The sequence below is a fragment of the Pseudomonas sp. ANT_H12B genome (assembly GCF_008369325.1).
In the GTDB taxonomy this organism is placed as follows: domain Bacteria; phylum Pseudomonadota; class Gammaproteobacteria; order Pseudomonadales; family Pseudomonadaceae; genus Aquipseudomonas.
Genome location: NZ_VOBI01000013.1, coordinates 98,194 through 122,705 on the forward strand (window position 1 = coordinate 98,194; position 24,512 = coordinate 122,705).

Genomic DNA, 24,512 nt, shown 5'->3' on the forward strand with positions numbered 1-24,512 from the left:
CATGGATATCAAACGCACGATCCTGATCGTCGCCCTGGCAATCGTGTCCTACGTTATGGTTCTTAAATGGAACCAGGACTATGGCCAGACTGCCTTGCCGACTCAGAATGTTGCTTCCAGTACTACCGCACCGGGCCTACCGGATACGGCGACTGGCAATAATGCTTCTGTCAGTGACGACATTCCACGCGCCGCAAGCGATACCAGTGCAACTGCACCTGCTGAAACACCAGTAGCTGCAAGCAAAGACCTCATCCAGATCAAAACGGATGTGCTCAACCTGGCAGTCGATCCACAAGGTGGTGATGTTGCGCAGTTGACGCTGCCTCTGTATCCACGTCGCCAGGACCATCCGGAAATTCCATTCCAGTTGTTCGATAACGGCAACGAGCGGACTTATCTGGCTCAAAGCGGTTTGATCGGTACCAACGGTCCGGACGCCAGTCCTGCCGGTCGCCCGGTTTACTCCTCGGAGAAGAAGATTTATCAACTGGCTGACGGTCAGGACCAATTGGTCGCAGACCTGAAGTTCAGCAAGGACGGCGTCAACTACATCAAGCGTTTCACTCTGAAACGTGGCCTGTACGACGTAACCGTTTCCTACCTGATCGACAACCAGAGCGCGCAGCCCTGGTCTGGTGCGATGTTCGCGCAACTGAAGCGTGACGCCAGCGGCGATCCTTCCTCGACCACCGCCACCGGTACCGCGACTTACCTCGGTGCTGCCCTGTGGACAAGTAACGAGCCGTACAAGAAAGTGTCGATGAGCGACATGGACAAGGCTCAGCTCAAGGAAACCGTCACCGGTGGTTGGGTTGCCTGGTTGCAGCACTACTTCGTGACCGCATGGATTCCGGCCAAGGGCGAAAACAACATCGTCCAGACCCGTAAAGACAGCAAGGGCAACTACATCATCGGTTATACCGGCCCGGCAATGAGCGTTGCGCCAGGTGCAAAAGCCGAAACCAGTGCCGTTCTGTATGCGGGTCCGAAAAGCCAGGCTGTGCTGAAAGAATTGTCCCCAGGCCTGGAACTGACCGTCGATTACGGCATTCTTTGGTTCATCGCCCAACCAATCTTCTGGTTGCTGGGACACATCCACGCAATCGTCGGCAACTGGGGCTGGTCGATCATCTTCCTGACCATGCTGATCAAAGGGATTTTCTTCCCGCTGTCGGCTGCCAGCTACAAATCCATGGCGCGCATGCGTGCAGTGGCACCGAAACTGGCCGCGCTGAAAGAGCAACATGGCGACGACCGGCAGAAAATGTCGCAATCCATGATGGAGCTGTACAAGAAAGAAAAGATCAATCCGCTGGGTGGTTGCTTGCCAATCCTCGTGCAGATGCCGGTTTTCCTTTCGTTGTACTGGGTTCTGCTGGAAAGCGTTGAAATGCGCCAAGCGCCGTTCATGCTGTGGATTACTGACCTGTCGATCAAGGATCCGTTCTTCATTCTGCCGATCATCATGGGCGTAACCATGTTCATCCAGCAGCAGTTGAACCCGACTCCTCCGGATCCGATGCAGGCGAAGGTCATGAAAATGATGCCAATCATCTTCACCTTCTTCTTCCTGTGGTTCCCGGCTGGTCTGGTGCTGTACTGGGTAGTGAACAACTGCCTGTCGATCGCCCAACAGTGGTACATCACTCGTAAGATCGAAGCGGCTGCTAAAGCGACTGCCTGACTTACACTGTGGATAACCACTCAAAACGCCCCCTAGTGGGGCGTTTTGCTATCTGTCACTTTTGTCTGGATACCGGTTTATGAGCGTTCCTCGTGAAACCATCGCAGCCGTCGCCACCGCTCAAGGTCGCGGGGGCGTGGGCATCGTGCGTATTTCCGGGCCTCTGGCCAGCGTTGCGGCCAAGGCCTTCAGCGGTCGTGAGCTCAAGCCACGATTTGCCCATTACGGCCCGTTCTTCAGTGAAAACGATGAGGTGCTGGATCAAGGCATCGCGTTGTATTTTCCGGGACCGAACTCGTTCACCGGTGAAGATGTGCTGGAGCTCCAGGGTCATGGCGGCCCGATCGTTCTGGATATGCTGCTCAAGCGTTGCCTGGAACTGGGTTGTCGGTTGGCTCGGCCGGGTGAATTCAGCGAGCGCGCTTTCCTCAACGACAAACTCGACCTGGCCCAAGCCGAAGCAATTGCCGACTTGATTGAGGCAAGTTCTGCACAGGCGGCGCGAAATGCACTGCGTTCCTTGCAAGGCGCATTCTCCGAACGTGTGCATAACCTCACCGAACAGTTGATTGGCCTGCGCATCTATGTCGAAGCGGCTATCGACTTTCCGGAAGAGGAAATCGACTTTCTCGCCGATGGCCACGTGCTGAGCATGCTCGACAAAGTGCGCGATGAGTTATCCACCGTACTGCGAGAAGCCGGGCAGGGTGCATTGCTGCGTGATGGCATGACAGTGGTGATCGCTGGTCGCCCGAATGCCGGTAAATCCAGTCTGCTGAATGCTCTGGCCGGTCGTGAGGCAGCCATCGTGACCGAGATTGCCGGCACCACTCGGGATATTCTTCGCGAACATATCCACATTGACGGTATGCCGCTGCACGTAGTCGACACCGCAGGATTGAGGGATACCGACGACCAGGTAGAAAAAATCGGTGTTGAACGGGCGTTGAAAGCGATCGGCGAGGCTGATCGCGTGCTGTTAGTGGTCGATGCTACGGCCCCCGAAGCGCTTGATCCGTTCGCGTTATGGCCTGAATTTCTGGAAATTCGTCCCGATCCGGCGAAAGTCACGTTGATCCGTAACAAGGCTGACCTCACCGGAGAAGCCATTGCGCTGGAAGTCAGCGAGGATGGCCATGTCACTATTAGCCTCAGTGCCAAGTCTGCAGGCGAGGGACTGGAATTGCTGCGCAACCACCTCAAGGCCTGCATGGGCTATGAACAGACCTCGGAAAGCAGCTTCAGCGCGCGTAGACGTCATCTTGAGGCGTTGCGGCATGCCAGTGCATCCCTCGAGCACGGCCGTGCGCAATTGACCCTGGCGGGTGCCGGTGAGTTATTGGCCGAGGATTTGCGTCAGGCTCAACACTCCTTAGGTGAAATCACCGGTGCCTTCAGCTCCGATGACTTGTTGGGACGGATCTTTTCCAGCTTCTGCATCGGTAAATAGTTTTTCCGTTGTTCACAGACAGGCCATTTGCGCCTGTCTGTTCCCTCCTTTTTTGAAATTTTCCTTTCAGTGCCGAGCAGATTCTTTTTGCCTGGGCGGATTTCCCGTACCCGGGATTCGCTCATTCGGCATTTTTCTGTGGATTAAGCCCTGTGAATAACTGCCACTAAGGGCAGTTGATAACAGGGCCTCAAAACTGAAGATAACCGCCTCTGTGGATAACCACCCCTTTCATCCACAGGCTTAAAGCGGTTATCCAAGGGCCTCATTGGCACATGACCACAGGGTTTTGAATCTCTGTACATATTGAAAATAAAGGTCTGTAGAGATCTATCCACAGAAATTGTGCTCAGTAGAAATAAACATAAAAACAAAGATTTAATAAATTTCTCTCTTTTTAATTTCTATAACCGCGACTTCTCCACAGCTGGTTAAATTTTGTGCAAAGGGTTCTTTAGGAAGGGCGAAGTCCCTATACTTGCCGCCCAGGTCCAAAAACCTGAGCTCAAACTATTCCTGATTACCTAACTGAAGCAGGCACGAGGTGCGTGGTGGATTTCCCTTCCCGTTTTGAAGTGATCGTCATCGGCGGCGGTCATGCCGGTACCGAGGCAGCACTGGCGTCAGCACGCATGGGGGCAAAAACCCTGTTGCTGACGCATAACGTGGAAACCCTCGGTGCCATGAGTTGCAACCCTGCCATTGGCGGGATAGGCAAAAGCCACCTGGTCAAGGAAATCGATGCCCTGGGCGGCGTGATGGCCATGGCCACCGACAAAGGTGGTATTCAATTTCGCGTATTGAACAGCCGTAAAGGCCCGGCCGTGCGTGCAACTCGCGCTCAAGCCGATCGGGTTTTGTACAAAGCCGCTGTCCGCGAAACCCTGGAAAACCAGCCGAACCTGTGGATATTTCAACAAGCTGCCGATGACTTGATCGTCGAACAGGAACAAGTGCGTGGTGTTGTCACCCAAATGGGCCTGCGTTTCTTCGCAGACTCCGTGGTGTTGACCACTGGCACCTTCCTCGGCGGACTTATCCACATCGGGATGCAGAATTATTCCGGCGGTCGCGCCGGTGATCCGCCGTCGATCGCCCTGGCTCATCGTTTGCGTGAATTGCCACTGCGTGTTGGTCGCCTGAAAACCGGTACACCGCCGCGTATCGACGGTCGGTCTGTGGATTACTCGGTGATGACCGAGCAAGCAGGCGATACGCCGATCCCGGTCATGTCGTTCATGGGTTCCAAAGAGCAGCACCCGAGACAGATCAGCTGCTGGATTACCCACACCAACGCGCGAACCCACGAAATCATTGCTGCCAACCTTGATCGCTCGCCGATGTATTCCGGGGTGATCGAAGGTATTGGCCCACGTTACTGTCCATCGATCGAAGACAAGATCCATCGCTTTGCCGACAAGGAAAGCCATCAGGTCTTCATCGAACCGGAAGGCCTGACCACAAACGAGCTGTACCCGAACGGGATATCCACATCCCTGCCGTTCGACGTGCAATTGCAGATCGTGCAATCGATTCGCGGTATGGAAAACGCGCACATCGTGCGTCCGGGCTACGCCATCGAGTACGACTACTTCGACCCGCGTGACCTGAAGTACAGCCTGGAAACCAAAGTCATCGGCGGTCTGTTCTTCGCCGGGCAAATCAACGGCACCACCGGTTACGAAGAAGCCGGCGCCCAGGGTTTGCTGGCCGGGGCCAACGCCGCACTGCGCGCACACGGCAAAGATGCCTGGTGTCCGCGACGCGATGAGGCGTACATCGGGGTGTTGGTCGACGACCTGATCACCCTGGGTACCCAGGAACCGTATCGGATGTTCACGTCCCGCGCCGAGTACCGCCTGATCCTGCGCGAAGACAACGCCGACCTGCGCTTGACCGAAAAAGGTCGCGAACTGGGTCTGGTGGACGACGCGCGTTGGGCGGCGTTCTGCACCAAACGCGAAAGCATCACGCTGGAGGAGCAACGCCTGAAAAGTACTTGGGTCCGCCCGGGCACCGAGCAGGGCGACGCGATTTCCGAAAAATTCGGTACGCCACTGACCCACGAATACAACTTGCTCAACCTGCTGAGCCGTCCGGAAATCGACTACGCTGGGCTGATCGCCGTAACCGGTGGTGGTGCAGAAGATCCACAAGTCGCCGAGCAGGTCGAAATCAAGACCAAATACGCCGGCTACATCGATCGTCAGCAGGATGAAATCGCGCGTCTGCGGGCAAGCGAAGACACCAAGTTGCCTGTGGATATCGATTACACGAACATTTCCGGTCTCTCCAAAGAGATCCAGAGCAAGCTCGGTGCGACTCGTCCAGAGACCTTGGGCCAGGCGTCACGTATCCCGGGCGTCACCCCGGCAGCGATTTCGCTGTTGATGATTCATTTGAAAAAACGCGGCGCGGGCCGTCAGTTGGAGCAAAGCGCTTGAGTTCGTTGGTCACCTTGCAACACGCCGAAGAGTTATCCACAGGTGCTCGCCAGCTCGGTATCACACTGTCAGACACCCAGCACACTCAGCTGCTGGGTTATCTGGCCCTGTTGATCAAATGGAACAAGGCTTACAACCTGACCGCCGTGCGCGATCCGGATGAAATGGTGTCCCGTCACTTGCTCGATAGTTTGAGCGTGATGTCGTTTGTCGAAAACGGTCGCTGGCTGGACGTTGGCAGCGGTGGTGGCATGCCGGGTATTCCGTTGGCCATCCTGTTTCCAGAGTCTCAGGTCACTTGCCTTGACAGCAATGGCAAGAAAACCCGCTTTCTGACTCAGGTCAAACTCGAACTCAAACTGGATAACCTGCAAGTTATCCACAGTCGCGTCGAAGCCTTTCAGCCTGCACAGCCATTCAACGGGATCATTTCCCGGGCGTTCAGCAGCATGGAGAACTTCAGCAACTGGACTCGCCACCTCGGTGACACCGATACGCGTTGGCTGGCAATGAAGGGCGTTCATCCCGCCGATGAGCTGGTAGCATTGCCGGCAGACTTCCACCTCGATAGCGAACACGCCCTGGCCGTACCTGGTTGCCAAGGCCAACGTCATCTGCTGATACTGCGCCGCACGGCATGATTGGGAACACAAGCAAGAATGGCTAAGGTATTCGCAATAGCGAACCAAAAGGGTGGTGTGGGCAAAACCACCACCTGCATCAACCTCGCAGCTTCCCTGGTCGCTACCAAGCGCCGGGTGCTGTTGATCGATCTCGATCCACAGGGCAACGCCACCATGGGTAGCGGTGTGGATAAACACAGCCTGGAAAATTCGGTCTACGACCTGCTGATCGGTGAATGCGATCTGGCCCAGGCCATGCACTACTCCGAGCACGGTGGTTACCAACTGTTGCCGGCCAACCGCGACCTGACGGCGGCCGAAGTGGTTCTGCTGGAAATGCAGATGAAGGAAAGCCGTCTGCGCAGTGCGTTGGCGCCTATTCGTGAAAACTACGATTACATTTTGATCGACTGTCCGCCGTCGTTGTCGATGCTCACGCTTAACGCACTGGTGGCTGCCGATGGGGTGATTATCCCCATGCAGTGCGAATACTTCGCACTCGAAGGCTTGAGCGACCTTGTGGATAACATCAAGCGTATCGCTGAACTGCTGAACCCTAACCTGAAAGTCGAAGGCTTGTTGCGGACCATGTATGACCCGCGCCTGAGCCTGATGAACGACGTTTCGGCGCAGCTCAAGGAACACTTCGGCGAGCAGCTCTACGACACAGTCATTCCGCGCAACATCCGCCTGGCCGAAGCGCCAAGCTATGGCATGCCGGCGCTGGCGTACGACAAATCATCGCGGGGCGCGATTGCCTATCTGGCATTGGCGGGCGAGATGGTTCGCCGTCAACGCAAAAATTCACGCACCGCCGCCGTTCAGGCAACTTAAGGAATCCCCATGGCCGTCAAGAAACGAGGTCTCGGACGTGGACTGGATGCACTGCTGAGTGGTCCGACTGTCAGCTCGCTGGAAGAACAAGCGGTGCAGGCTGACCAGCGTGAGTTGCAGCACTTGCCCCTGGACCTGATCCAGCGCGGCAAGTACCAGCCGCGTCGGGACATGGACCCTCAGGCGCTGGAAGAACTGGCGCAGTCGATCAAGGCCCAGGGCGTGATGCAGCCGATCGTGGTTCGACCGATTGGTAACGGCCGCTTCGAAATCATCGCCGGCGAACGCCGTTGGCGCGCCAGCCAGCAGGCTGGCCAGGAAACCATCCCGGCGATGGTTCGCGATGTACCGGATGAAACCGCGATCGCCATGGCGCTGATCGAGAACATCCAGCGCGAAGACCTTAATCCGATCGAAGAAGCAGTGGCCTTGCAGCGTTTGCAGCAGGAATTCCAGCTGACTCAGCAGCAAGTGGCCGAAGCGGTGGGCAAATCCCGCGTGACCGTGGCCAACCTGCTACGCTTGATCGCGTTGCCGGAAGTCATCAAAACCATGCTGTCTCACGGCGACCTGGAAATGGGTCATGCCCGTGCTTTGCTCGGTTTACCGGAAAATCAACAGGTTGAAGGGGCGCGACACGTTGTCGCACGGGGGCTGACTGTACGCCAGACTGAAGCACTGGTTCGCCAGTGGTTGAGCGGTAAACAGGAACCTGCTGAACCGGTAAAGCCGGACCCGGATATTGCCCGACTCGAGCAGCGCCTGGCCGAGCGCCTAGGCTCTGCGGTGCAGATTCGCCACGGAAAAAAGGGCAAGGGGCAGTTGGTGATCGGTTACAACTCCCTCGATGAGCTTCAAGGTGTACTCGCACACATTCGCTGAAACATTTCCTCATGTAGCGTGCAGGTGGAAATCACTACCTGACGGTTGAATAGGGGCAGAACCGCCCCTATACTCTGCGCGCATTTTGTCGGCACAAATTATGCCAAGTTATTGAATTCTGGCAGCCGATCATTGGGAGCAAAAACGATGGAAAGCCGCACGCCAAACCGCTTGCCGTTCCATCGCCTGGCAGTTTTTCCGGTCTTACTGGCTCAATTTGTCGTTTTAGTACTGGCCGCTTTGGCGCTCTGGTACTGGCATGGAGTCGTTGCCGGGTACTCAGGACTTTGCGGAGGCCTGATAGCCTTGCTGCCCAATGTCTATTTCGCTCACAGGGCATTTCGGTTTTCCGGCGCCCGAGCAGCTCAAGCCATCGTCCGGTCTTTTTATGCCGGCGAGGCGGGCAAACTGATTTTGACGGCAGTGCTCTTTGCATTGACGTTTGCAGGTGTGAAGCCATTGGCGCCGCTAGCTGTATTCGGCGTCTTCGTGTTGACCCAACTGGTCAGCTGGTTCGCGCCCCTGCTGATGAGAACAAGACTTTCGAGACCTTAGGGCGTTTGAGGCAACCATGGCAGAAACAACCGCTTCGGGCTATATCCAGCACCACTTGCAGAACCTGACCTTCGGTCAGCACCCAACTGGCGGGTGGGGTTTTGCCCACACCGCAGCAGAAGCCAAAGAAATGGGCTTCTGGGCTTTCCACGTCGATACCCTCGGCTGGTCGGTCGCGTTGGGTCTGATCTTCGTTCTTCTTTTCCGCATGGCGGCGAAAAAGGCGACTTCCGGTCAGCCTGGTGCTTTGCAGAACTTCGTTGAAGTATTGGTCGAATTCGTCGATGGCAGCGTGAAAGACAGCTTCCATGGCCGTAGTCCGGTGATTGCACCGTTGGCACTGACCATCTTCGTCTGGGTCTTCCTGATGAACGCCGTCGACCTTATCCCGGTCGACTGGATTCCTCAGCTGGCCATCCTGATCACTGGCGATGCGCACATTCCGTTCCGTGCCGTATCGACCACTGACCCGAACGCTACCCTGGGCATGGCCCTGTCGGTGTTCGCGTTGATCATTTTCTACAGCATCAAGGTCAAGGGCATCGGCGGCTTCATCGGCGAACTGACCCTGCACCCGTTCGGCAGCAAGAACATCTTCGTTCAAGCCCTGCTGATTCCGGTGAACTTCCTGCTGGAGTTCGTGACACTGATCGCCAAGCCAATCTCGCTGGCACTGCGTCTGTTCGGCAACATGTACGCCGGCGAACTGGTCTTCATTCTGATTGCTGTGATGTTCGGCAGCGGTCTGCTCTGGCTTAGCGGCCTGGGCATTGTTCTGCAGTGGGCGTGGGCTGTGTTCCACATCCTGATCATTACCCTGCAGGCGTTTATCTTCATGATGCTGACCATCGTTTACTTGTCGATGGCGCACGAAGAGAACCATTAAGACCAGTCTCGACTAGTCTGATGTCCCACTCGGTCAAACGAGTGGGGGCCCGAACAGGGCTATGAAACGATTTGTTTTACCGCTTTAAAATCTAAAAAACCTAAACCATACGACGTAAAAGTCGGGAGGAAAGATGGAAACTGTAGTTGGTCTAACCGCTATCGCTGTTGCACTGTTGATCGGCCTGGGTGCACTGGGTACCGCAATTGGTTTCGGCCTGTTGGGCGGCAAATTCCTGGAAGGCGCAGCGCGTCAGCCAGAAATGGTTCCAATGCTGCAAGTTAAAATGTTCATCGTTGCCGGTCTGCTCGACGCCGTAACCATGATCGGTGTTGGTATCGCTCTGTTCTTCACCTTCGCGAACCCATTCGTTGGTCAACTCGCTGGCTAATTACTCGCCTTCGAGTAATTGGTGTGATGTGCAACGAACGAGCGAGGTGTTGGCGTGAACATTAATGCAACCCTGATTGGCCAGTCCGTTGCGTTCTTCATTTTTGTACTGTTTTGCATGAAGTTCGTGTGGCCTCCGGTCATCGCGGCTTTGCACGAACGTCAGAAGAAGATCGCGGATGGACTGGATGCTGCCAGCCGAGCAGCTCGCGACCTGGAGTTGGCCCAAGAGAAAGCGGGTCATCAACTGCGCGAAGCAAAAGCTCAGGCAGCTGAAATCATTGAGCAAGCCAAGAAACGCGGTAATCAGATCGTCGAAGAGGCTGTTGAAAAAGCCCGTATCGACGCTGAACGTGTGAAGGTTCAGGCTCAGGCCGAGATCGAACAGGAACTGAACAGTGTCAAAGACGCGCTGCGTGCCCAATTGGGTGCTCTGGCCGTTGGCGGCGCCGAGAAGATCCTGGGTGCCACAATCGATCAAAACGCGCACGCGGAGCTGGTAAACAAACTGGCTGCTGAAATTTAAGCGAGGGCGATCATGGCAGAATTGACCACGTTGGCCCGACCTTACGCTAAGGCAGCCTTCGAGCACGCCCAGGCCCACCAGCAACTGGCCTCTTGGTCAGCCATGCTCGGCCTGGCTGCAGCAGTGTCGCAAGACGACACCATGCAGCGCGTGCTCAAGGCCCCGCGACTGACGAGCGCAGACAAGGCCGCCACGTTTATTGACGTGTGCGGCGACAAGTTTGATGTGAAGGTACAGAACTTCATTAACGTCGTTTCCGAAAACGACCGTCTCCCGCTGTTGCCGGAGATCGCCGCTCTGTTTGACCTGTACAAGGCCGAACAAGAGAAATCGGTAGACGTTGAAGTCACCAGTGCTTTTGCATTGAACCAAGAACAGCAAGACAAACTCGCCAAGGTTCTCAGTGCACGACTCAACCGGGAAGTGCGCCTGCAAGTCGAGGAAGACAAATCCCTTATTGGGGGCATTGTCATCCGCGCCGGCGACCTGGTTATCGATGGCTCGGTTCGCGGCAAACTCGCGAGCCTTGCCGAAGCATTGAAATCTTGAGTTTGAAGGGGCAGCAGAGCAATGCAGCAACTCAATCCTTCCGAAATAAGTGAAATTATCAAGGGCCGCATCGACAAGCTCGATGTGACCTCCCAAGCCCGTAACGAAGGCACTGTCGTCAGCGTATCTGACGGTATCGTGCGGATTCACGGTCTGGCCGACGTCATGTACGGCGAGATGATCGAGTTTCCGGGCGGCGTCTTCGGCATGGCCCTCAACCTTGAGCAAGACTCTGTAGGCGCCGTTGTATTGGGCTCCTACCAGTCTCTGGCTGAAGGCATGAGCGCCAAGTGCACCGGCCGCATTCTCGAAGTTCCGGTTGGTAAGGAACTGCTGGGTCGCGTAGTCGACGCACTGGGTAACCCAGTTGACGGCAAAGGTCCGCTGAACAACACCGAGACCGATGCGGTCGAGAAAGTTGCTCCAGGTGTGATCTGGCGTAAGTCGGTAGACCAGCCTGTACAGACTGGCTACAAGGCTGTCGATGCCATGATCCCTGTCGGCCGTGGCCAGCGTGAGCTGATCATCGGTGACCGTCAGATCGGTAAAACCGCTCTGGCGATCGACGCGATCATCAACCAGAAAGACAGCGGCATCTTCTGCGTCTACGTAGCAATCGGTCAGAAACAATCGACCATCGCTAACGTGGTTCGCAAGCTGGAAGAAAACGGCGCACTGGCTAACACCATCGTCGTGGCTGCGAGCGCCTCGGAATCTGCAGCACTGCAATTCCTGGCTCCGTACTCCGGTTGCACCATGGGTGAATTCTTCCGCGACCGCGGTGAAGACGCGCTGATCGTTTATGACGATCTGTCCAAGCAAGCAGTGGCTTACCGCCAGATTTCCCTGCTGCTGCGCCGTCCACCAGGCCGTGAAGCTTACCCAGGCGACGTGTTCTATCTCCACTCCCGTCTGCTGGAGCGCGCATCCCGCGTTTCGGAAGAGTACGTAGAGAAGTTCACCAACGGCGCAGTGACCGGCAAAACCGGTTCCCTGACCGCACTGCCGATCATCGAAACCCAGGCTGGCGACGTTTCCGCGTTCGTTCCGACCAACGTGATTTCCATCACCGACGGTCAGATCTTCCTGGAATCGGCCATGTTCAACTCCGGGATCCGTCCTGCTGTGAACGCCGGTGTTTCGGTATCCCGTGTGGGTGGTGCCGCTCAGACCAAGATCATCAAGAAGCTCTCCGGTGGTATCCGTACCGCTCTGGCTCAGTACCGTGAACTGGCGGCATTCGCCCAGTTCGCTTCTGACCTGGACGAAGCGACCCGTAAGCAACTTGAGCATGGTCAGCGCGTTACCGAGCTGATGAAGCAGAAGCAATACGCACCAATGTCGATCGCTGACATGGCGCTGTCGCTGTATGCCGCTGAGCGTGGGTTCCTGACTGACGTTGAAATCGCCAAGATCGGCAGCTTCGAACAAGCGCTGATTGCTTTCTTCAACCGCGATCACGCCGATTTGATGGCGAAGATCAACGTGAAGGGTGACTTCAATGACGAAATCGACGCTGGCATGAAAGCCGGTATCGAGAAGTTCAAGGCCACCCAAACCTGGTAAGCCGCAGCGGGAGCCGCGAGGCTCCCGCTTGCTAACCTGATAGGTGTTACATGGCAGGCGCAAAAGAGATTCGCAGTAAGATTGCGAGCATCAAAAGCACGCAAAAGATTACCAGCGCCATGGAAAAAGTGGCGGTCAGCAAAATGCGCAAGGCACAAATGCGCATGTCTGCTAGCCGTCCTTACGCGGAGCGCATCCGCCAGGTTATTGGTCATTTGGCCAACGCCAACCCGGAATATCGCCACCCCTTCATGATCGAGCGTGAAATCAAGCGCGTCGGTTATGTGGTTGTGAGCAGTGACCGTGGTCTGTGTGGTGGCTTGAACACCAACCTGTTCAAGGCCCTGGTCAAGGACATGGCGGTAAACCGCGAAAACGGCGTCGAGATCGATCTGTGTGTTGTTGGTAGCAAGGGTGCGGCTTTCTTCCGCAACTTCGGCGGTAACGTCGTTGCAGCTATCAGCCACCTGGGTGAAGAGCCGTCGATCAATGATCTGATCGGCAGCGTCAAGGTGATGCTGGATGCCTACCTGGACGGCCGTATTGACCGCCTGTCCGTGGTGTCCAACAAGTTCATCAACACCATGACGCAACAGCCGACCGTGGAGCAGTTGATTCCACTGGAGGCAACCCCGGATAAGGCACTCAAGCACCACTGGGATTATCTGTACGAACCGGACGCCAAAGAGCTGCTTGACGGCTTGATGGTCCGTTACGTGGAGTCGCAGGTCTACCAGGCGGTGGTCGAGAACAACGCGGCTGAACAAGCTGCGCGGATGATCGCGATGAAGAACGCTACCGACAACGCCGGTGATTTGATCAGCGATTTGCAGCTGGTCTACAACAAGGCGCGTCAGGCTGCGATCACCCAAGAGATCTCGGAAATCGTCGGCGGCGCTGCCGCGGTTTAACGGTTCAAATATTCAGAGGATCCAGCTATGAGTAGCGGACGTATCGTTCAAATCATCGGCGCCGTTATCGACGTGGAATTTCCACGCGACAGCGTACCGAGCATCTACAACGCGCTGTTGGTACAAAGCGCGGCCGGGACTACTCTCGAAGTTCAGCAGCAGCTGGGCGACGGTGTGGTTCGTACCATTGCGATGGGTTCCACCGAGGGCTTGAAGCGCGGTCTGGAAGTCAAAGACTCTGGCGCTGCCATCTCCGTACCAGTCGGTAAAGCGACTCTGGGCCGGATCATGGACGTCCTGGGTAACCCGATCGACGAAGCTGGCCCGATCGATACCGAAGAGCGCTGGGGCATTCACCGTCCTGCGCCAACCTTCGCTGAACAAGCGGGCGGCAACGACCTGCTGGAAACCGGCATCAAGGTTATCGACCTGGTTTGCCCGTTCGCCAAGGGTGGTAAAGTCGGTCTGTTCGGTGGTGCCGGTGTAGGCAAAACCGTAAACATGATGGAACTGATCCGTAACATCGCCATCGAGCACAGCGGTTATTCCGTGTTCGCCGGTGTGGGTGAGCGTACTCGTGAGGGTAACGACTTCTACCACGAGATGAAGGATTCCAACGTTCTGGACAAAGTGGCACTGGTTTACGGTCAGATGAACGAGCCGCCGGGTAACCGTCTGCGCGTAGCACTGACCGGCCTGACCATGGCCGAGAAGTTCCGTGACGAAGGTAACGACGTTCTGCTGTTCGTCGACAACATCTATCGTTACACCCTGGCCGGTACTGAAGTATCCGCACTGCTGGGCCGTATGCCTTCCGCAGTAGGTTACCAGCCGACCCTGGCCGAAGAGATGGGTACTCTGCAAGAGCGTATCACTTCGACCAAAAACGGTTCGATCACCTCGATCCAAGCGGTATACGTACCTGCGGATGACTTGACTGACCCGTCGCCAGCGACCACTTTCGCCCACTTGGACGCCACCGTCGTTCTGTCCCGTGACATCGCTTCCCTGGGTATCTACCCGGCGGTCGATCCACTCGACTCGACTTCGCGCCAGCTGGATCCGAACGTAATCGGCCAGGAACATTACGACACCGCTCGCGGTGTACAGTATGTCCTGCAACGTTACAAAGAACTGAAGGACATCATTGCGATCCTAGGTATGGACGAGCTGTCGGAAGCCGACAAGCAGTTGGTAAACCGTGCTCGTAAGATCCAGCGTTTCTTGTCGCAGCCGTTCTTCGTGGCTGAAGTCTTCACCGGTGCTTCGGGTAAATACGTTTCCCTGAAAGACACCATTGCTGGCTTCAAAGGCATCCTCAACGGTGACTACGACCACCTGCCAGAACAAGCGTTCTACATGGTCGGCGGCATCGAAGAAGCGATCGAGAAAGCCAAGAAACTGTAATCCCGGCGCCCGGCAACGGGCGCTAATTTAGGTTGAGGCAATCAGATGGCTATGACAGTCCATTGCGATATCGTCAGCGCGGAAGGGGAAATCTTTTCCGGTCTGGTCGAGATGGTGATTGCGCACGGTGCACTGGGTGATCTTGGTATCGCCCTGGGTCACGCGCCGCTGATCACTAATCTCAAGCCGGGCCCGATCCGCCTGGTCAAGCAGGGCGGGGAAGAGGAGGTGTATTACATCTCCGGTGGTTTCCTCGAGGTTCAGCCGAACATGGTCAAGGTTCTTGCCGACACCGTGCAACGTGCTGCCGACCTGGATGAAGCCTCCGCTCAGGAAGCCGTTAAGGCTGCCGAGAAGGCCTTGCATGAACGAGGCGCGGAATTCGATTACGGTTCTGCTGCCGCACGTCTGGCCGAGGCTGCAGCTCAGCTGCGCACCGTCCAGCAGATCCGCAAGAAGTTCGGCCACTAATAGGCCATCAACTTGTTGCGCGATTGATTAAAAAGGGTAGCCTCGGCTACCCTTTTTTCTTTTCCGACATTCATAACCTGGTCGCAGCCGCTGACCACCCAGGATTGGTAGCCAGTCATGTCTCTTGAAATCGTTATCCTCGCTGCTGGCCAAGGCACTCGCATGCGTTCGGCGCTGCCGAAAGTCCTGCACCCGATTGCCGGCAACTCGATGCTCGGCCATGTTATCCACAGCGCCCGACAACTTGATCCGCAGCGCATCCACGTGGTGATCGGCCACGGTGCCGATGCAGTGCGCGAGCGTCTGGCGGCGGATGATCTGAATTTTGTCCTGCAGGACAAACAGCTTGGGACTGGCCACGCCGTTGCTCAAGCGGTGCCTTTCATTGAGTCCGACACCGTCCTGATTCTTTATGGTGACGTGCCATTGATCGAAGTCGAGACCCTGCAGCGTTTGCTCAAGCAAGTAGCGCCGCAGCAACTGGGTTTGTTGACAGTCGAACTGGATGACCCGACCGGCTATGGCCGCATCGTCCGCAACGCCGACGGTAAAGTGACAGCCATCGTTGAGCAGAAAGACGCCAACGAAGCCGAGCGAGCGATCACTGAAGGCAACACCGGCATTCTGGCGCTGCCGTTCGCGCAATTGGCTGGCTGGATGAGCCGTCTTTCGAACAACAACGCGCAGGGCGAGTACTACCTGACCGACGTGATCGAGATGGCAGTCAGCGACGGTCTGCTGGTGGCCACCGAGCAACCGCATGACGCCATGGAAGTGCAGGGCGCCAACGACCGCAAGCAGCTTTCCGAGCTTGAACGTCACTATCAGCTGCGTGCGGGTCGTCGGTTGATGGCTGAGGGCGTGACCCTGCGTGATCCTGCTCGTTTCGATGTTCGCGGTGAAATCACCGTCGGCCGCGACGTGCTGATAGACATCAACGTGATCCTCGAAGGCAAGGTCGTTATCGAGGACGACGTAGTGATCGGTCCGAACTGCGTGATCAAGGACAGCACCCTGCGCAAAGGCGTGGTGATCAAGGCCAACAGTCACATTGAAGGGGCTATCCTCGGTGAAGGCAGCGATGCCGGCCCGTTCGCTCGTTTGCGTCCGGGCACGGTGCTGGAAGCACGAGCACATGTGGGTAACTTCGTTGAGCTGAAGAACGCTCATCTGGGCGAAGGCGCCAAGGCCGGTCACTTGACCTATCTGGGCGATGCCGAGATCGGTGCGCGCACGAACATCGGCGCGGGCACCATCACCTGCAACTATGACGGCGCCAACAAATGGAAAACCGTATTGGGTGAAGATGTCTTTATCGGTTCCAACAACTCGTTGGTTGCGCCTGTGGATATCTCTAACGGTGCGACGACTGCGGCCGGGTCGACCATTACGCAAAATGTGGATAACGCACAATTGGCTGTGGGGCGTGCGCGTCAGAAGAACATCGATGGCTGGAAGCGGCCGGAGAAGATCAAGAAAGCTTAAGTTATCCACAGTTGCATTATCAGGTTTGAGTTATTCACAGCCTGATCGATCGTAATCGCGGGTAAGACCGCTCCCACAAGGATTTCGCAAACCTTGTGGGGGCGGGCTTGCCCGCGATGCTTTTATCCACAGATATTTTTCTTGTGCTGGCTTGACGAAGTTTCGCCAATAGGTTTTGATTGCTTACGTTATCTTTCGAATCGAAACTTACCAAGCCATGTCGAAACGCAATACACCTCAACGCCGTCACAATATCCTCGCCTTGCTCAATGAGCAGGGCGAAGTCAGTGTGGATGAGCTGGCCAAACGTTTCGAAACTTCGGAAGTTACGATCCGCAAGGATCTGGCGGCGCTTGAGAGCAATGGCCTGCTGCTGCGCCGTTATGGCGGCGCGATCACCATGCCTCAGGAATTGGTAGCCGATATCGGTCAGCCGGTTTCCAAATACAAGCAGGCCATTGCTCGCGCAGCCGTTACGCGGATTCGCGAGCATGCGCGAATCATCATCGACAGCGGCAGTACGACCGCGGCGATGATTCCGGAACTTGGTCAACAACCGGGTCTGGTGGTGATGACCAATTCCCTGCATGTCGCCAACGCGTTGAGCGAGCTTGAGCACGAGCCGGTGCTGTTGATGACCGGCGGCACTTGGGACCCGCATTCCGAGTCCTTTCAGGGGCAGGTTGCCGAGCAGGTACTACGCTCTTACGACTTCGACCAGTTGTTCATCGGTGCCGATGGCATCGACCTGATTCGCGGCACGACCACCTTCAATGAATTGCTGGGACTGAGCCGAGTCATGGCCGAGGTCGCCCGCGAAGTGGTGGTGATGGTCGAGTCCGACAAGATCGGACGCAAGATTCCCAACCTGGAGCTGCCCTGGAGCAGCGTCCATACCCTTATTACCGATGATCGCCTGCCGCTTGAGGCACGGGATCAGATTCAGGCCCGCGGGATCAATTTGATTTGCGCGGTTGTCAGTCAGGAGAAATAGCATGTGTGGAATTGTCGGCGCAGTCGCAGAACGTAACATTACCGCCATCCTGCTCGAAGGCCTGAAGCGCCTGGAATACCGTGGCTACGATAGTGCCGGTGTGGCGGTGTTCACCAACGACGAAAAGCTTGAGCGCATGCGTCGTCCGGGCAAAGTCAGCGAGTTGGAGCTGGCGTTGGCCGAAGAACCTCTGGTCGGTCGCCTCGGTATCGCCCACACCCGCTGGGCCACACACGGAGCGCCGTGCGAACGCAACGCTCACCCGCATTTTTCCGGTGATCTGGCCGTGGTGCACAACGGCATCATCGAGAACCACGAAGCCCTGCGCGAACAATTGAAAGCCTTGGGTTATGTGTTCACCTCGGACACCGACACCGAAGTCATCGCTCACCTGTTGAACCACAAACTCAAGGATCTGTGCGATCTGACCGTCGCTCTCAAGGCGACAGTTAAAGAGCTTCACGGTGCTTATGGTTTGGCAGTGATCAGCGCTGATCAGCCTGATCGTCTGGTCGCTGCTCGCAGCGGTAGCCCGCTGGTGATTGGTCTTGGCATGGGTGAAAACTTCCTGGCTTCCGACCAATTGGCTCTGCGTCAGGTCACTGACCGCTTCATGTACCTGGAAGAAGGCGATATCGCCGAAATTCGCCGCGACAGCGTGCAGATCTGGGACCTGAGCGGCCAAGTGGTCGAACGTGAGTCGGTGCAGTACCGCGATGGCGCCGAAGCCGCCGACAAAGGCGAATTCCGCCACTTCATGCTCAAGGAAATTCACGAACAACCGGCCGTGGTGCAGCGCACCCTGGAAGGTCGCATTAGCCAGAATCAAGTGCTGGTGCAAGCGTTCGGTCCACAGGCTGCCGAGCTGTTCGCCAAAGTGCGTAACGTGCAGATCGTCGCTTGCGGCACCAGTTACCACGCCGGCATGGTTGCCCGTTACTGGCTCGAAGAGTTGGCCGGCATCCCGTGCCAGGTCGAAGTCGCCAGCGAATTCCGCTACCGCAAAGTGGTAGTGCAGCCGGACACCCTGTTCGTGACCATTTCCCAGTCCGGCGAAACCGCCGACACCCTGGCCGCCCTGCGCAACGCCAAGGAATTGGGTTACCTCGCCAGCCTGGCGATCTGCAACGTTGGCATCAGCTCGCTGGTACGTGAATCCGACCTGACCCTGCTGACCCAGGCCGGTCGCGAAATCGGCGTGGCATCGACCAAAGCGTTCACCACTCAATTGGTTGGCCTGCTGTTGCTGACGCTGTCCCTGGGCCAGGTTCGCGGCACACTCGCCAAAGGCATCGAAGCCACGCTGGTCGAAGAACTGCGTCGCCTGCCAACTCGCTTAGGTGAAGCGCTGGCGATGGACAGCACTGTGGAGAAAATCGCCGAGCTGTTCGCCGAGAAGAACCACACGCTGTTCCTGGGTCGAGGCGCGCAGTTCCCGGTGGCAATGGAAGGGGCGCTCAAGCTCAAGGAAATCTCTTATATCCACGCCGAAGCCTATCCGGCCGGTGAGCTGAAACACGGCCCGTTGGCGCTTGTGGATAACGACATGCCGGTGGTGACCGTGGCGCCGAACAACGAACTGCTGGAGAAGTTGAAGTCCAACCTCCAGGAAGTCCGCGCCCGTGGCGGTGAGCTGATCGTCTTCGCCGACGAGAAGGCTGGCATGACCAATGGCGAAGGGACTCACGTTGTGCACATGCCGCACATTCACGACATCCTGTCGCCGATCCTCTACACCATCCCGCTGCAACTGCTCTCGTACTACGTGGCCGTGTTGAAGGGCACCGACGTCGACCAGCCGCGCAACCTGGCGAAATCCGTGACTGTGGAATAAGTTATCCACAGCTGAGGCCGGCTATTGGTTTCTGACAATAAAGATTGACACAAAACAATAAAGGTTGACACGATACAACATAGATTGACACAAAGCCTAAACCCCCGTATCTACGGGGGTTTTCATTTTCGGGCTGAGCCATCGGTCTAGAATTTCCGCTTCGTTTCGCTCCGGGAGTAGGCTAAAAAGCGTTATGCCATCGGCAGATGGTGAACGATTTTTTCCTATAACTATTTTTTCAGGGCGAGGAGAGGCGATCCCGGCGGACGAAGGAGGAAGCAATAACCTGTTTTTTCCTTGCCTCCTGATGGGGCTAAGCCTCCGAGAACTTTTCTGTTGCCTACCCAGGTTGACGTCAAGGTTCTTGACTATGAGCTCAACCACCTGAGCTTGTTGGAAGAAATACTCAATCGAAAAAACGAAAACAAGGCGCACCTCTCCGAACGAAAATTGATGATTCGGATGGCGGTGGCGAGCGTCATCGAGAAGTTTGAGAGCGAGCCGAATCTGTTCTTGGTGATCGTGCGGGAGTGGCGGGAGGTCCTCGCCACGTACCGTGCGAATCTGCAAACCTACGTCTATAGCTTCTCGTTTGAGCGGGCCCGGCGCGAGGTGGCCCAGGCTGAAATCGACTATGGCACTAAGCTTAGCGGGGTACTGGGCGATATTGCGGGCAAGATGCTTGCCCTGCCGATATCGTTAGCGGGTCTGGTCGTGCTGGAGAAAACCACCTCAAAATTCGAAGGTTTTATTCTTGTCCTTGGGCTGGCAGTGGTCTCTGTGGTTCTGCTTGCGATCCTGCACAATCAAATGCTGCAAACAGAGCGCCTGCTACACAGTTTCAATGTCATCTTCGATGATTTTAAGGACAAGATAAAAACCTATCCCCCAAAACTTCAGGGCTTGCTCAGGATCACCATCGACCAGGTCGACAAGCAGGGCCGAACGCTAACCAGGACCTTTCGCTTGCTGAAGGGGCTGTCCTTGCTGCCAATCGTCGGGGCATTGCTGCTGGCCGCGATAAAATACTGGGATGGTTTCGTATGGCTATTGATGACCATCCTGTCGATCGTGTTTTCCGCGCTCAACGTAGCCCCGAACTTTCTCAGCCCGTAAAGGCTTTGCCTCATTTCTATGGCAAATTTTAAGGTGAAATAGGATTAGTAAGTTCAAACTGTTGAATAATGATCCACGCTGCCTACAATTGATCGAGGAAAAAATTTATGCTCGCAACAAACAGATGGCAGCTGAGCACGCAGCATCCTCAACGGAGCTGGAGCGTGCGGCGGTTTTCATAAAGGCTGCGCTTTGCAGGAAATCTGGCTTATCCCTCGGCCACGTCGTTTTCAATCGCTCAGTGATAAACGTTAAGAGATGAAAACCCACCATTTGAAACTCCTGAGGCCATCACAGTTGGCGGTCAGCAGGAGCTTGCCACGTAGTCTACGTAATGAAGGTCCCGCGTCTTCCATTAGCGACGAGAAATCCCAGATGAGCGTTGAACTGAATGAGGAGGATATGCGCTTGGCGCTATTCGGCTCCCCAAAACAATCCGACCCCGTAGTACGCGCAAAGCCGCAGCCGAGTCCAACGCCCCGACTAAACTCTAAACCGCTATCACCGAAGCTGAGGGTGACACTGCACGTTACCAAGGACTTCGAAGGCGACGTGAGCGTGTTCATTTATGATGCGAACACGCTGAGTACTCTTATCGCGGAACAAGAGGCTAAAAAAGAAGCTAAAAAAAAGAAATTCAAATATTTCGATGTGGTCTCGGTCAAACCCATCCAGTAACTATCGTGTCGTTAAAGAGCGTGCTTCATTGCACTGCTCTTGCTCCCTATGCAATACCACTGACCAGCCAGTTGTTTTCTTGCAGACATTCGTTTGCATGTAACTTGACCAGTATGCGCCGTAATAGGGACTGGCTGATAAAGTCCAAAAGCAACAACTCCAGCAGTATTAAAAAATACTCGGTTTTTTGAACAAGCGGATGGGGAACTCCACAACACTACATCCGGAATATTTCCGCTATCGCTATCCCATTTTGGTTAGCGGCGACCGCCTTCCGGGTACAGCTATTACCGCATCCCAACTTGACCGCGGTCACTGCTTGAATCATATAAAGCTGTGTGATGGTCAGATTGGTCAGGTGAGCCAAAAATCTAAACGATCTCGGTTCGACTTCACTGTGACGATGCATCGAGAACTGATTTCAGCTCCTGAGCATGCGCACTTTCAGGTGTGGATTCGTGCTGCTGGTTAAGAGAATTCCTGAGAAAAGCCCTAGTAAAGGTAGAGCCACCCATCGGTTGGGGGCATGCCGCAAAAGTTAATTTTGAAAAAACAGGCGAACATTACAGAATTGTAATTTTTCAATCATCTCCCCGTTATCTTCAAATTGCAACGATACAAGTCGGCGGCGATACGGGAGCAGAAACTGCTCCCGTAAACAATAATTCCAGCCGAAGAGCTTTCTAGTTCTGCCGAACCTAAGGAGTGATTAATGGATAACAATACGAAATTTTCGATGGCCGCTTTGGCGTTGGTTGTCAGTTCTGGGCCTTCTATAGTGTTTGCGGAGGAAAAGACTGGGGGGTTTATCGAAGACAGCAGCCTTACCGTGCTCAATCGAAATTTCTACTTCAATCGTGATCATCGTAACGGTCAATCAAGCCCCACGGGCAATGGCTACTCCGAAGCTTGGTCGCATGCGATTATCAGTAAGTTCGAATCCGGGTTTACCCAAGGCTCTGTAGGCGTGGGCGTCGACGCTTTCGCGATGATCGGTTTGAAGCTTGATACGGGTGACGGTCGTAACGGCGGTCGTAGTTCATTCGATGTGCTACCTGTCAATGGCGACGGCGAAGCACGAGATGAATACACGAAAGTCGGTGGCGCGGCAAAAGTTCGCGCTTTTGACACTGTGGTGAAAGTAGGTGATGTATTTCCCGCCAACCCTGTCGTGGCTTCTGGCGACTCAAGGCTTTTACCGGAAAGTTTCCGTGGTGTGACCGCTACCAATACCAGCATCGAAGGGCTGACAGTTCAGGGTGGTCGCCTGCATGCTATGAGTCAACCAGTCTCCAGCAATATGCGCGACAACTTCGCAACCTTCTATGCAGGCCCAGTTAACTCACCTTGGGTCGGCTATTTTGGTGGCGACTACAATGTGAATAAGAATATTATCGTTAGTCTTTACTCCAGTCGTCTCAAAGACGCCTGGAATCAATACTATGCTGGCACCGGGTTGAACTACTCCTTGTCTGATGAGCTTTCCGTATTCGGCGGTGTGAATTACTACAAGGCCGTTGACGAAGGGAAAAAACTGCTGGGCGAGTTCGACAACAATATTTGGAGCGCTAAGGTTGGCGTGAAGTATGGCGCACACTCACTTGCACTTTCTCACCAGCGAAATAATGGTAACGACGACTTCGACTACCTGCGTCAGTCGGATTCCATCTTTCTCGACAACTCAATCCAGTACAGCGACTTCAACTCGCCAAAAGAACGTTCATGGATGGTGCGTTACGACCTCGACATGAGCTCGTATGGTGTACCTGGCTTGTCGTTTATGACACGTTATGGTCGTGGCACCGACGCTGACTACTCCAACGCCAACGCCACATACATGCGGCGCGATGCGGATGGAAACCCGTTGACCGATCAGAAACGTTGGGAGCGCGACATCGAAGTAAAATACGTCGTTCAGACAGGCTCCTTGAAAGATATGTCCTTTCGCTTGCGACAAATGAACACCCGTGCAACCGCGTTTGAGTCTGATTTGGATGAAGTCCGTGTGATCGTTGAGTACCCACTAGCGATTCTGTAATACCTGAACGGGATAATTCGTTCCTCACGAATATCCCGTTTTCGCTAGAAAGATTTCAAAAATGTAATTTTTCAATCATCTTCATGTTAACTTGAATTGCTTATAGTGAGTGGGAGTTAATAGGAATCTAGCTAGCGCATCTGGTTGGAGTCCTACAGACAAGTAGCTAGTATGTGAAAATCTGAAACTCATCGCTGTTCAGTTAAAAGCTCCAAGCTCACCTTTAGAAGCTCCTTTGGAAAAAGGTGAATTTTTAAGACGTCCCTCGGGGCGTCTTTTTTATGCCCGTTAAAACACGAGCATATAAAAAACGCCCGATACCTCTAAGTATTGAGGTTAATCGAGCGTTATAAATCCCTCTGACAGCAGCATAGCTGCTAGCCGCCTCGTTTACGACACTCTCCAGCCACAGTGTACCTAATTGTATTTAGCTGTCCTTTTGAATCTTCATAGGTCATTGCGGCGGGCACCACTGCGCAGACTTTTGCAGGCCGCACCACACTGATAACCTTCACAACATCCACCTTCATCCCGTACTCGTATTCTTTCGACACAGGGGCGCTTTTCCCCTGGCTAATTGCATACTGCTCCATGGCTTTAGCATTCGCCACCATCATCTTTTCAAAGGCTTTGTCTCCTCCCCCTTCCGCCAGTACGAGAGAGGATAACGTCAGAGCTCCAGCGAAAGTAATAATACTCATGAACTTCATATTTAGTACCTCATATATTAACTGTTACAAGGATATCAATTCGAACATTGCGATGGCGTGGCGGCTAGGTTACGAATGTGTAATAAAGCCGTAAAAAAAACCGCCGCCGGAAGCCGGAAGCGGTTTTTTATACGCAGTACTACTACATTTTACCTGTCTCATCTTTAGCATCACTTGAAACCACGGGAACGCTCTTCCCTTCTCTAGCAACATATGCCTCCATTGCCACATCTCGCGCCGCCATCATTTTTTCGAAGGTTCTGTCCCCCCCACCTTCGGCTAAAGCAACTGAAGAAAGGATTAAAGCACCCGCAAGAGCGCAGATTTGAGCAATTTTCATACTGACACCTCATATAGTTAACGCTAGTAGGGTATCAATTCGAACCTATCAACACGGTGGCGCCAAGATTACAGATTCGTTATGTAGCTCACATAAAAAAGCCCACTATCGAATCTCGATAGTGGGCTTTTAAAAC

Annotated in this window: 23 protein-coding genes; 21 read left to right on the forward strand and 2 right to left on the reverse strand. The window is 54.9% G+C overall.

Features of this window, described 5'->3' with window-relative positions:
- Position 1 precedes the first annotated feature (1 nt).
- From yidC to FQ185_RS20255, 21 genes are all read left to right on the forward strand, one after another.
- Complete coding sequence (gene yidC, locus FQ185_RS20150) at positions 2-1,687, forward strand: membrane protein insertase YidC (protein WP_149418956.1); 1,686 nt, start codon at positions 2-4, stop codon at positions 1,685-1,687.
- A 79-nt stretch (positions 1,688-1,766) separates the two neighbouring features.
- Positions 1,767-3,137: a tRNA uridine-5-carboxymethylaminomethyl(34) synthesis GTPase MnmE gene (gene mnmE, locus FQ185_RS20155; RefSeq protein ID WP_149418957.1), complete on the forward strand. Its 1,371-nt coding sequence runs from the start codon at positions 1,767-1,769 to the stop codon at positions 3,135-3,137.
- Positions 3,138-3,688: 551 nt separating this feature from the next.
- Entirely contained in the window at positions 3,689-5,581 is a 1,893-nt protein-coding gene (gene mnmG, locus FQ185_RS20165; RefSeq protein ID WP_149418958.1) for a tRNA uridine-5-carboxymethylaminomethyl(34) synthesis enzyme MnmG, read from the forward strand.
- A complete protein-coding gene (gene rsmG / locus FQ185_RS20170) occupies positions 5,578-6,222 on the forward strand; it encodes a 16S rRNA (guanine(527)-N(7))-methyltransferase RsmG (RefSeq protein ID WP_149418959.1) in 645 nt (214 codons plus the stop codon). Before mnmG ends, rsmG begins: the two co-directional genes overlap by 4 nt.
- Before the next feature lie 18 nt (positions 6,223-6,240).
- Positions 6,241-7,038 carry a ParA family protein gene (locus FQ185_RS20175; protein WP_149418960.1) on the forward strand — a complete coding sequence of 266 codons (798 nt, stop codon included), beginning with the start codon at positions 6,241-6,243 and terminating at the stop codon, positions 7,036-7,038.
- Positions 7,039-7,047: 9 nt separating this feature from the next.
- Positions 7,048-7,920: a ParB/RepB/Spo0J family partition protein gene (locus FQ185_RS20180; protein ID WP_109626980.1), complete on the forward strand. Its 873-nt coding sequence runs from the start codon at positions 7,048-7,050 to the stop codon at positions 7,918-7,920.
- Positions 7,921-8,067: 147 nt separating this feature from the next.
- Complete coding sequence (locus FQ185_RS20185; protein WP_007948092.1) at positions 8,068-8,475, forward strand: F0F1 ATP synthase subunit I; 408 nt, start codon at positions 8,068-8,070, stop codon at positions 8,473-8,475.
- Positions 8,476-8,491: 16 nt separating this feature from the next.
- Positions 8,492-9,361 carry a F0F1 ATP synthase subunit A gene (atpB, locus tag FQ185_RS20190; RefSeq protein ID WP_149418961.1) on the forward strand — a complete coding sequence of 290 codons (870 nt, stop codon included), beginning with the start codon at positions 8,492-8,494 and terminating at the stop codon, positions 9,359-9,361.
- A 133-nt stretch (positions 9,362-9,494) separates the two neighbouring features.
- On the forward strand, positions 9,495-9,752 hold the full coding sequence (gene atpE, locus FQ185_RS20195) for a F0F1 ATP synthase subunit C (protein WP_002555987.1): 258 nt from the start codon (positions 9,495-9,497) through the stop codon (positions 9,750-9,752).
- A 54-nt stretch (positions 9,753-9,806) separates the two neighbouring features.
- Positions 9,807-10,277, forward strand: coding sequence for a F0F1 ATP synthase subunit B (locus FQ185_RS20200; protein WP_064680524.1), 471 nt, complete (start codon positions 9,807-9,809; stop codon positions 10,275-10,277).
- A 12-nt stretch (positions 10,278-10,289) separates the two neighbouring features.
- Positions 10,290-10,826 (forward strand): F0F1 ATP synthase subunit delta, encoded by a 537-nt coding sequence (locus FQ185_RS20205; RefSeq protein WP_149418962.1) that lies wholly within the window; start codon positions 10,290-10,292, stop codon positions 10,824-10,826.
- Positions 10,827-10,847: 21 nt separating this feature from the next.
- Positions 10,848-12,392 carry a F0F1 ATP synthase subunit alpha gene (gene atpA, locus FQ185_RS20210; protein ID WP_008007884.1) on the forward strand — a complete coding sequence of 515 codons (1,545 nt, stop codon included), beginning with the start codon at positions 10,848-10,850 and terminating at the stop codon, positions 12,390-12,392.
- A gap of 50 nt (positions 12,393-12,442) precedes the next feature.
- A complete protein-coding gene (gene atpG / locus FQ185_RS20215; protein WP_149418963.1) occupies positions 12,443-13,303 on the forward strand; it encodes a F0F1 ATP synthase subunit gamma in 861 nt (286 codons plus the stop codon).
- A gap of 27 nt (positions 13,304-13,330) precedes the next feature.
- Positions 13,331-14,710, forward strand: coding sequence for a F0F1 ATP synthase subunit beta (gene atpD, locus FQ185_RS20220; protein ID WP_149418964.1), 1,380 nt, complete (start codon positions 13,331-13,333; stop codon positions 14,708-14,710).
- Between the two features lie 45 nt (positions 14,711-14,755).
- Entirely contained in the window at positions 14,756-15,181 is a 426-nt protein-coding gene (locus FQ185_RS20225; RefSeq protein ID WP_007969909.1) for a F0F1 ATP synthase subunit epsilon, read from the forward strand.
- Positions 15,182-15,298: 117 nt separating this feature from the next.
- Complete coding sequence (gene glmU / locus FQ185_RS20230) at positions 15,299-16,666, forward strand: bifunctional UDP-N-acetylglucosamine diphosphorylase/glucosamine-1-phosphate N-acetyltransferase GlmU (RefSeq protein ID WP_149418965.1); 1,368 nt, start codon at positions 15,299-15,301, stop codon at positions 16,664-16,666.
- 217 nt (positions 16,667-16,883) lie between these two features.
- Positions 16,884-17,660, forward strand: a complete 777-nt coding sequence (locus tag FQ185_RS20235; RefSeq protein ID WP_149418966.1) for a DeoR/GlpR family DNA-binding transcription regulator — start codon at positions 16,884-16,886, stop codon at positions 17,658-17,660.
- Position 17,661: 1 nt separating this feature from the next.
- A complete protein-coding gene (gene glmS / locus FQ185_RS20240; protein WP_149418967.1) occupies positions 17,662-19,494 on the forward strand; it encodes a glutamine--fructose-6-phosphate transaminase (isomerizing) in 1,833 nt (610 codons plus the stop codon).
- A 336-nt stretch (positions 19,495-19,830) separates the two neighbouring features.
- Positions 19,831-20,610, forward strand: coding sequence for a hypothetical protein (locus tag FQ185_RS30215; protein WP_232392672.1), 780 nt, complete (start codon positions 19,831-19,833; stop codon positions 20,608-20,610).
- Between the two features lie 375 nt (positions 20,611-20,985).
- The gene (locus tag FQ185_RS20250; RefSeq protein WP_149418968.1) at positions 20,986-21,288 is read left to right on the forward strand and encodes a hypothetical protein; all 303 of its coding nucleotides are present in this window, start codon (positions 20,986-20,988) and stop codon (positions 21,286-21,288) included.
- A 712-nt stretch (positions 21,289-22,000) separates the two neighbouring features.
- Complete coding sequence (locus tag FQ185_RS20255; protein WP_149418969.1) at positions 22,001-23,326, forward strand: OprD family porin; 1,326 nt, start codon at positions 22,001-22,003, stop codon at positions 23,324-23,326.
- 377 nt (positions 23,327-23,703) lie between these two features.
- Here the strand turns inward: FQ185_RS20255 and FQ185_RS20260 are convergent, their stop codons facing one another.
- Both FQ185_RS20260 and FQ185_RS20265 read right to left on the reverse strand, forming a co-directional pair.
- Entirely contained in the window at positions 23,704-24,036 is a 333-nt protein-coding gene (locus FQ185_RS20260) for a DUF2790 domain-containing protein (RefSeq protein WP_017341680.1), read from the reverse strand.
- Positions 24,037-24,178: 142 nt separating this feature from the next.
- Positions 24,179-24,376, reverse strand: a complete 198-nt coding sequence (locus FQ185_RS20265) for a co-regulatory protein PtrA N-terminal domain-containing protein (RefSeq protein ID WP_017341679.1) — start codon at positions 24,374-24,376, stop codon at positions 24,179-24,181.
- Positions 24,377-24,512: the final 136 nt, after the last annotated feature.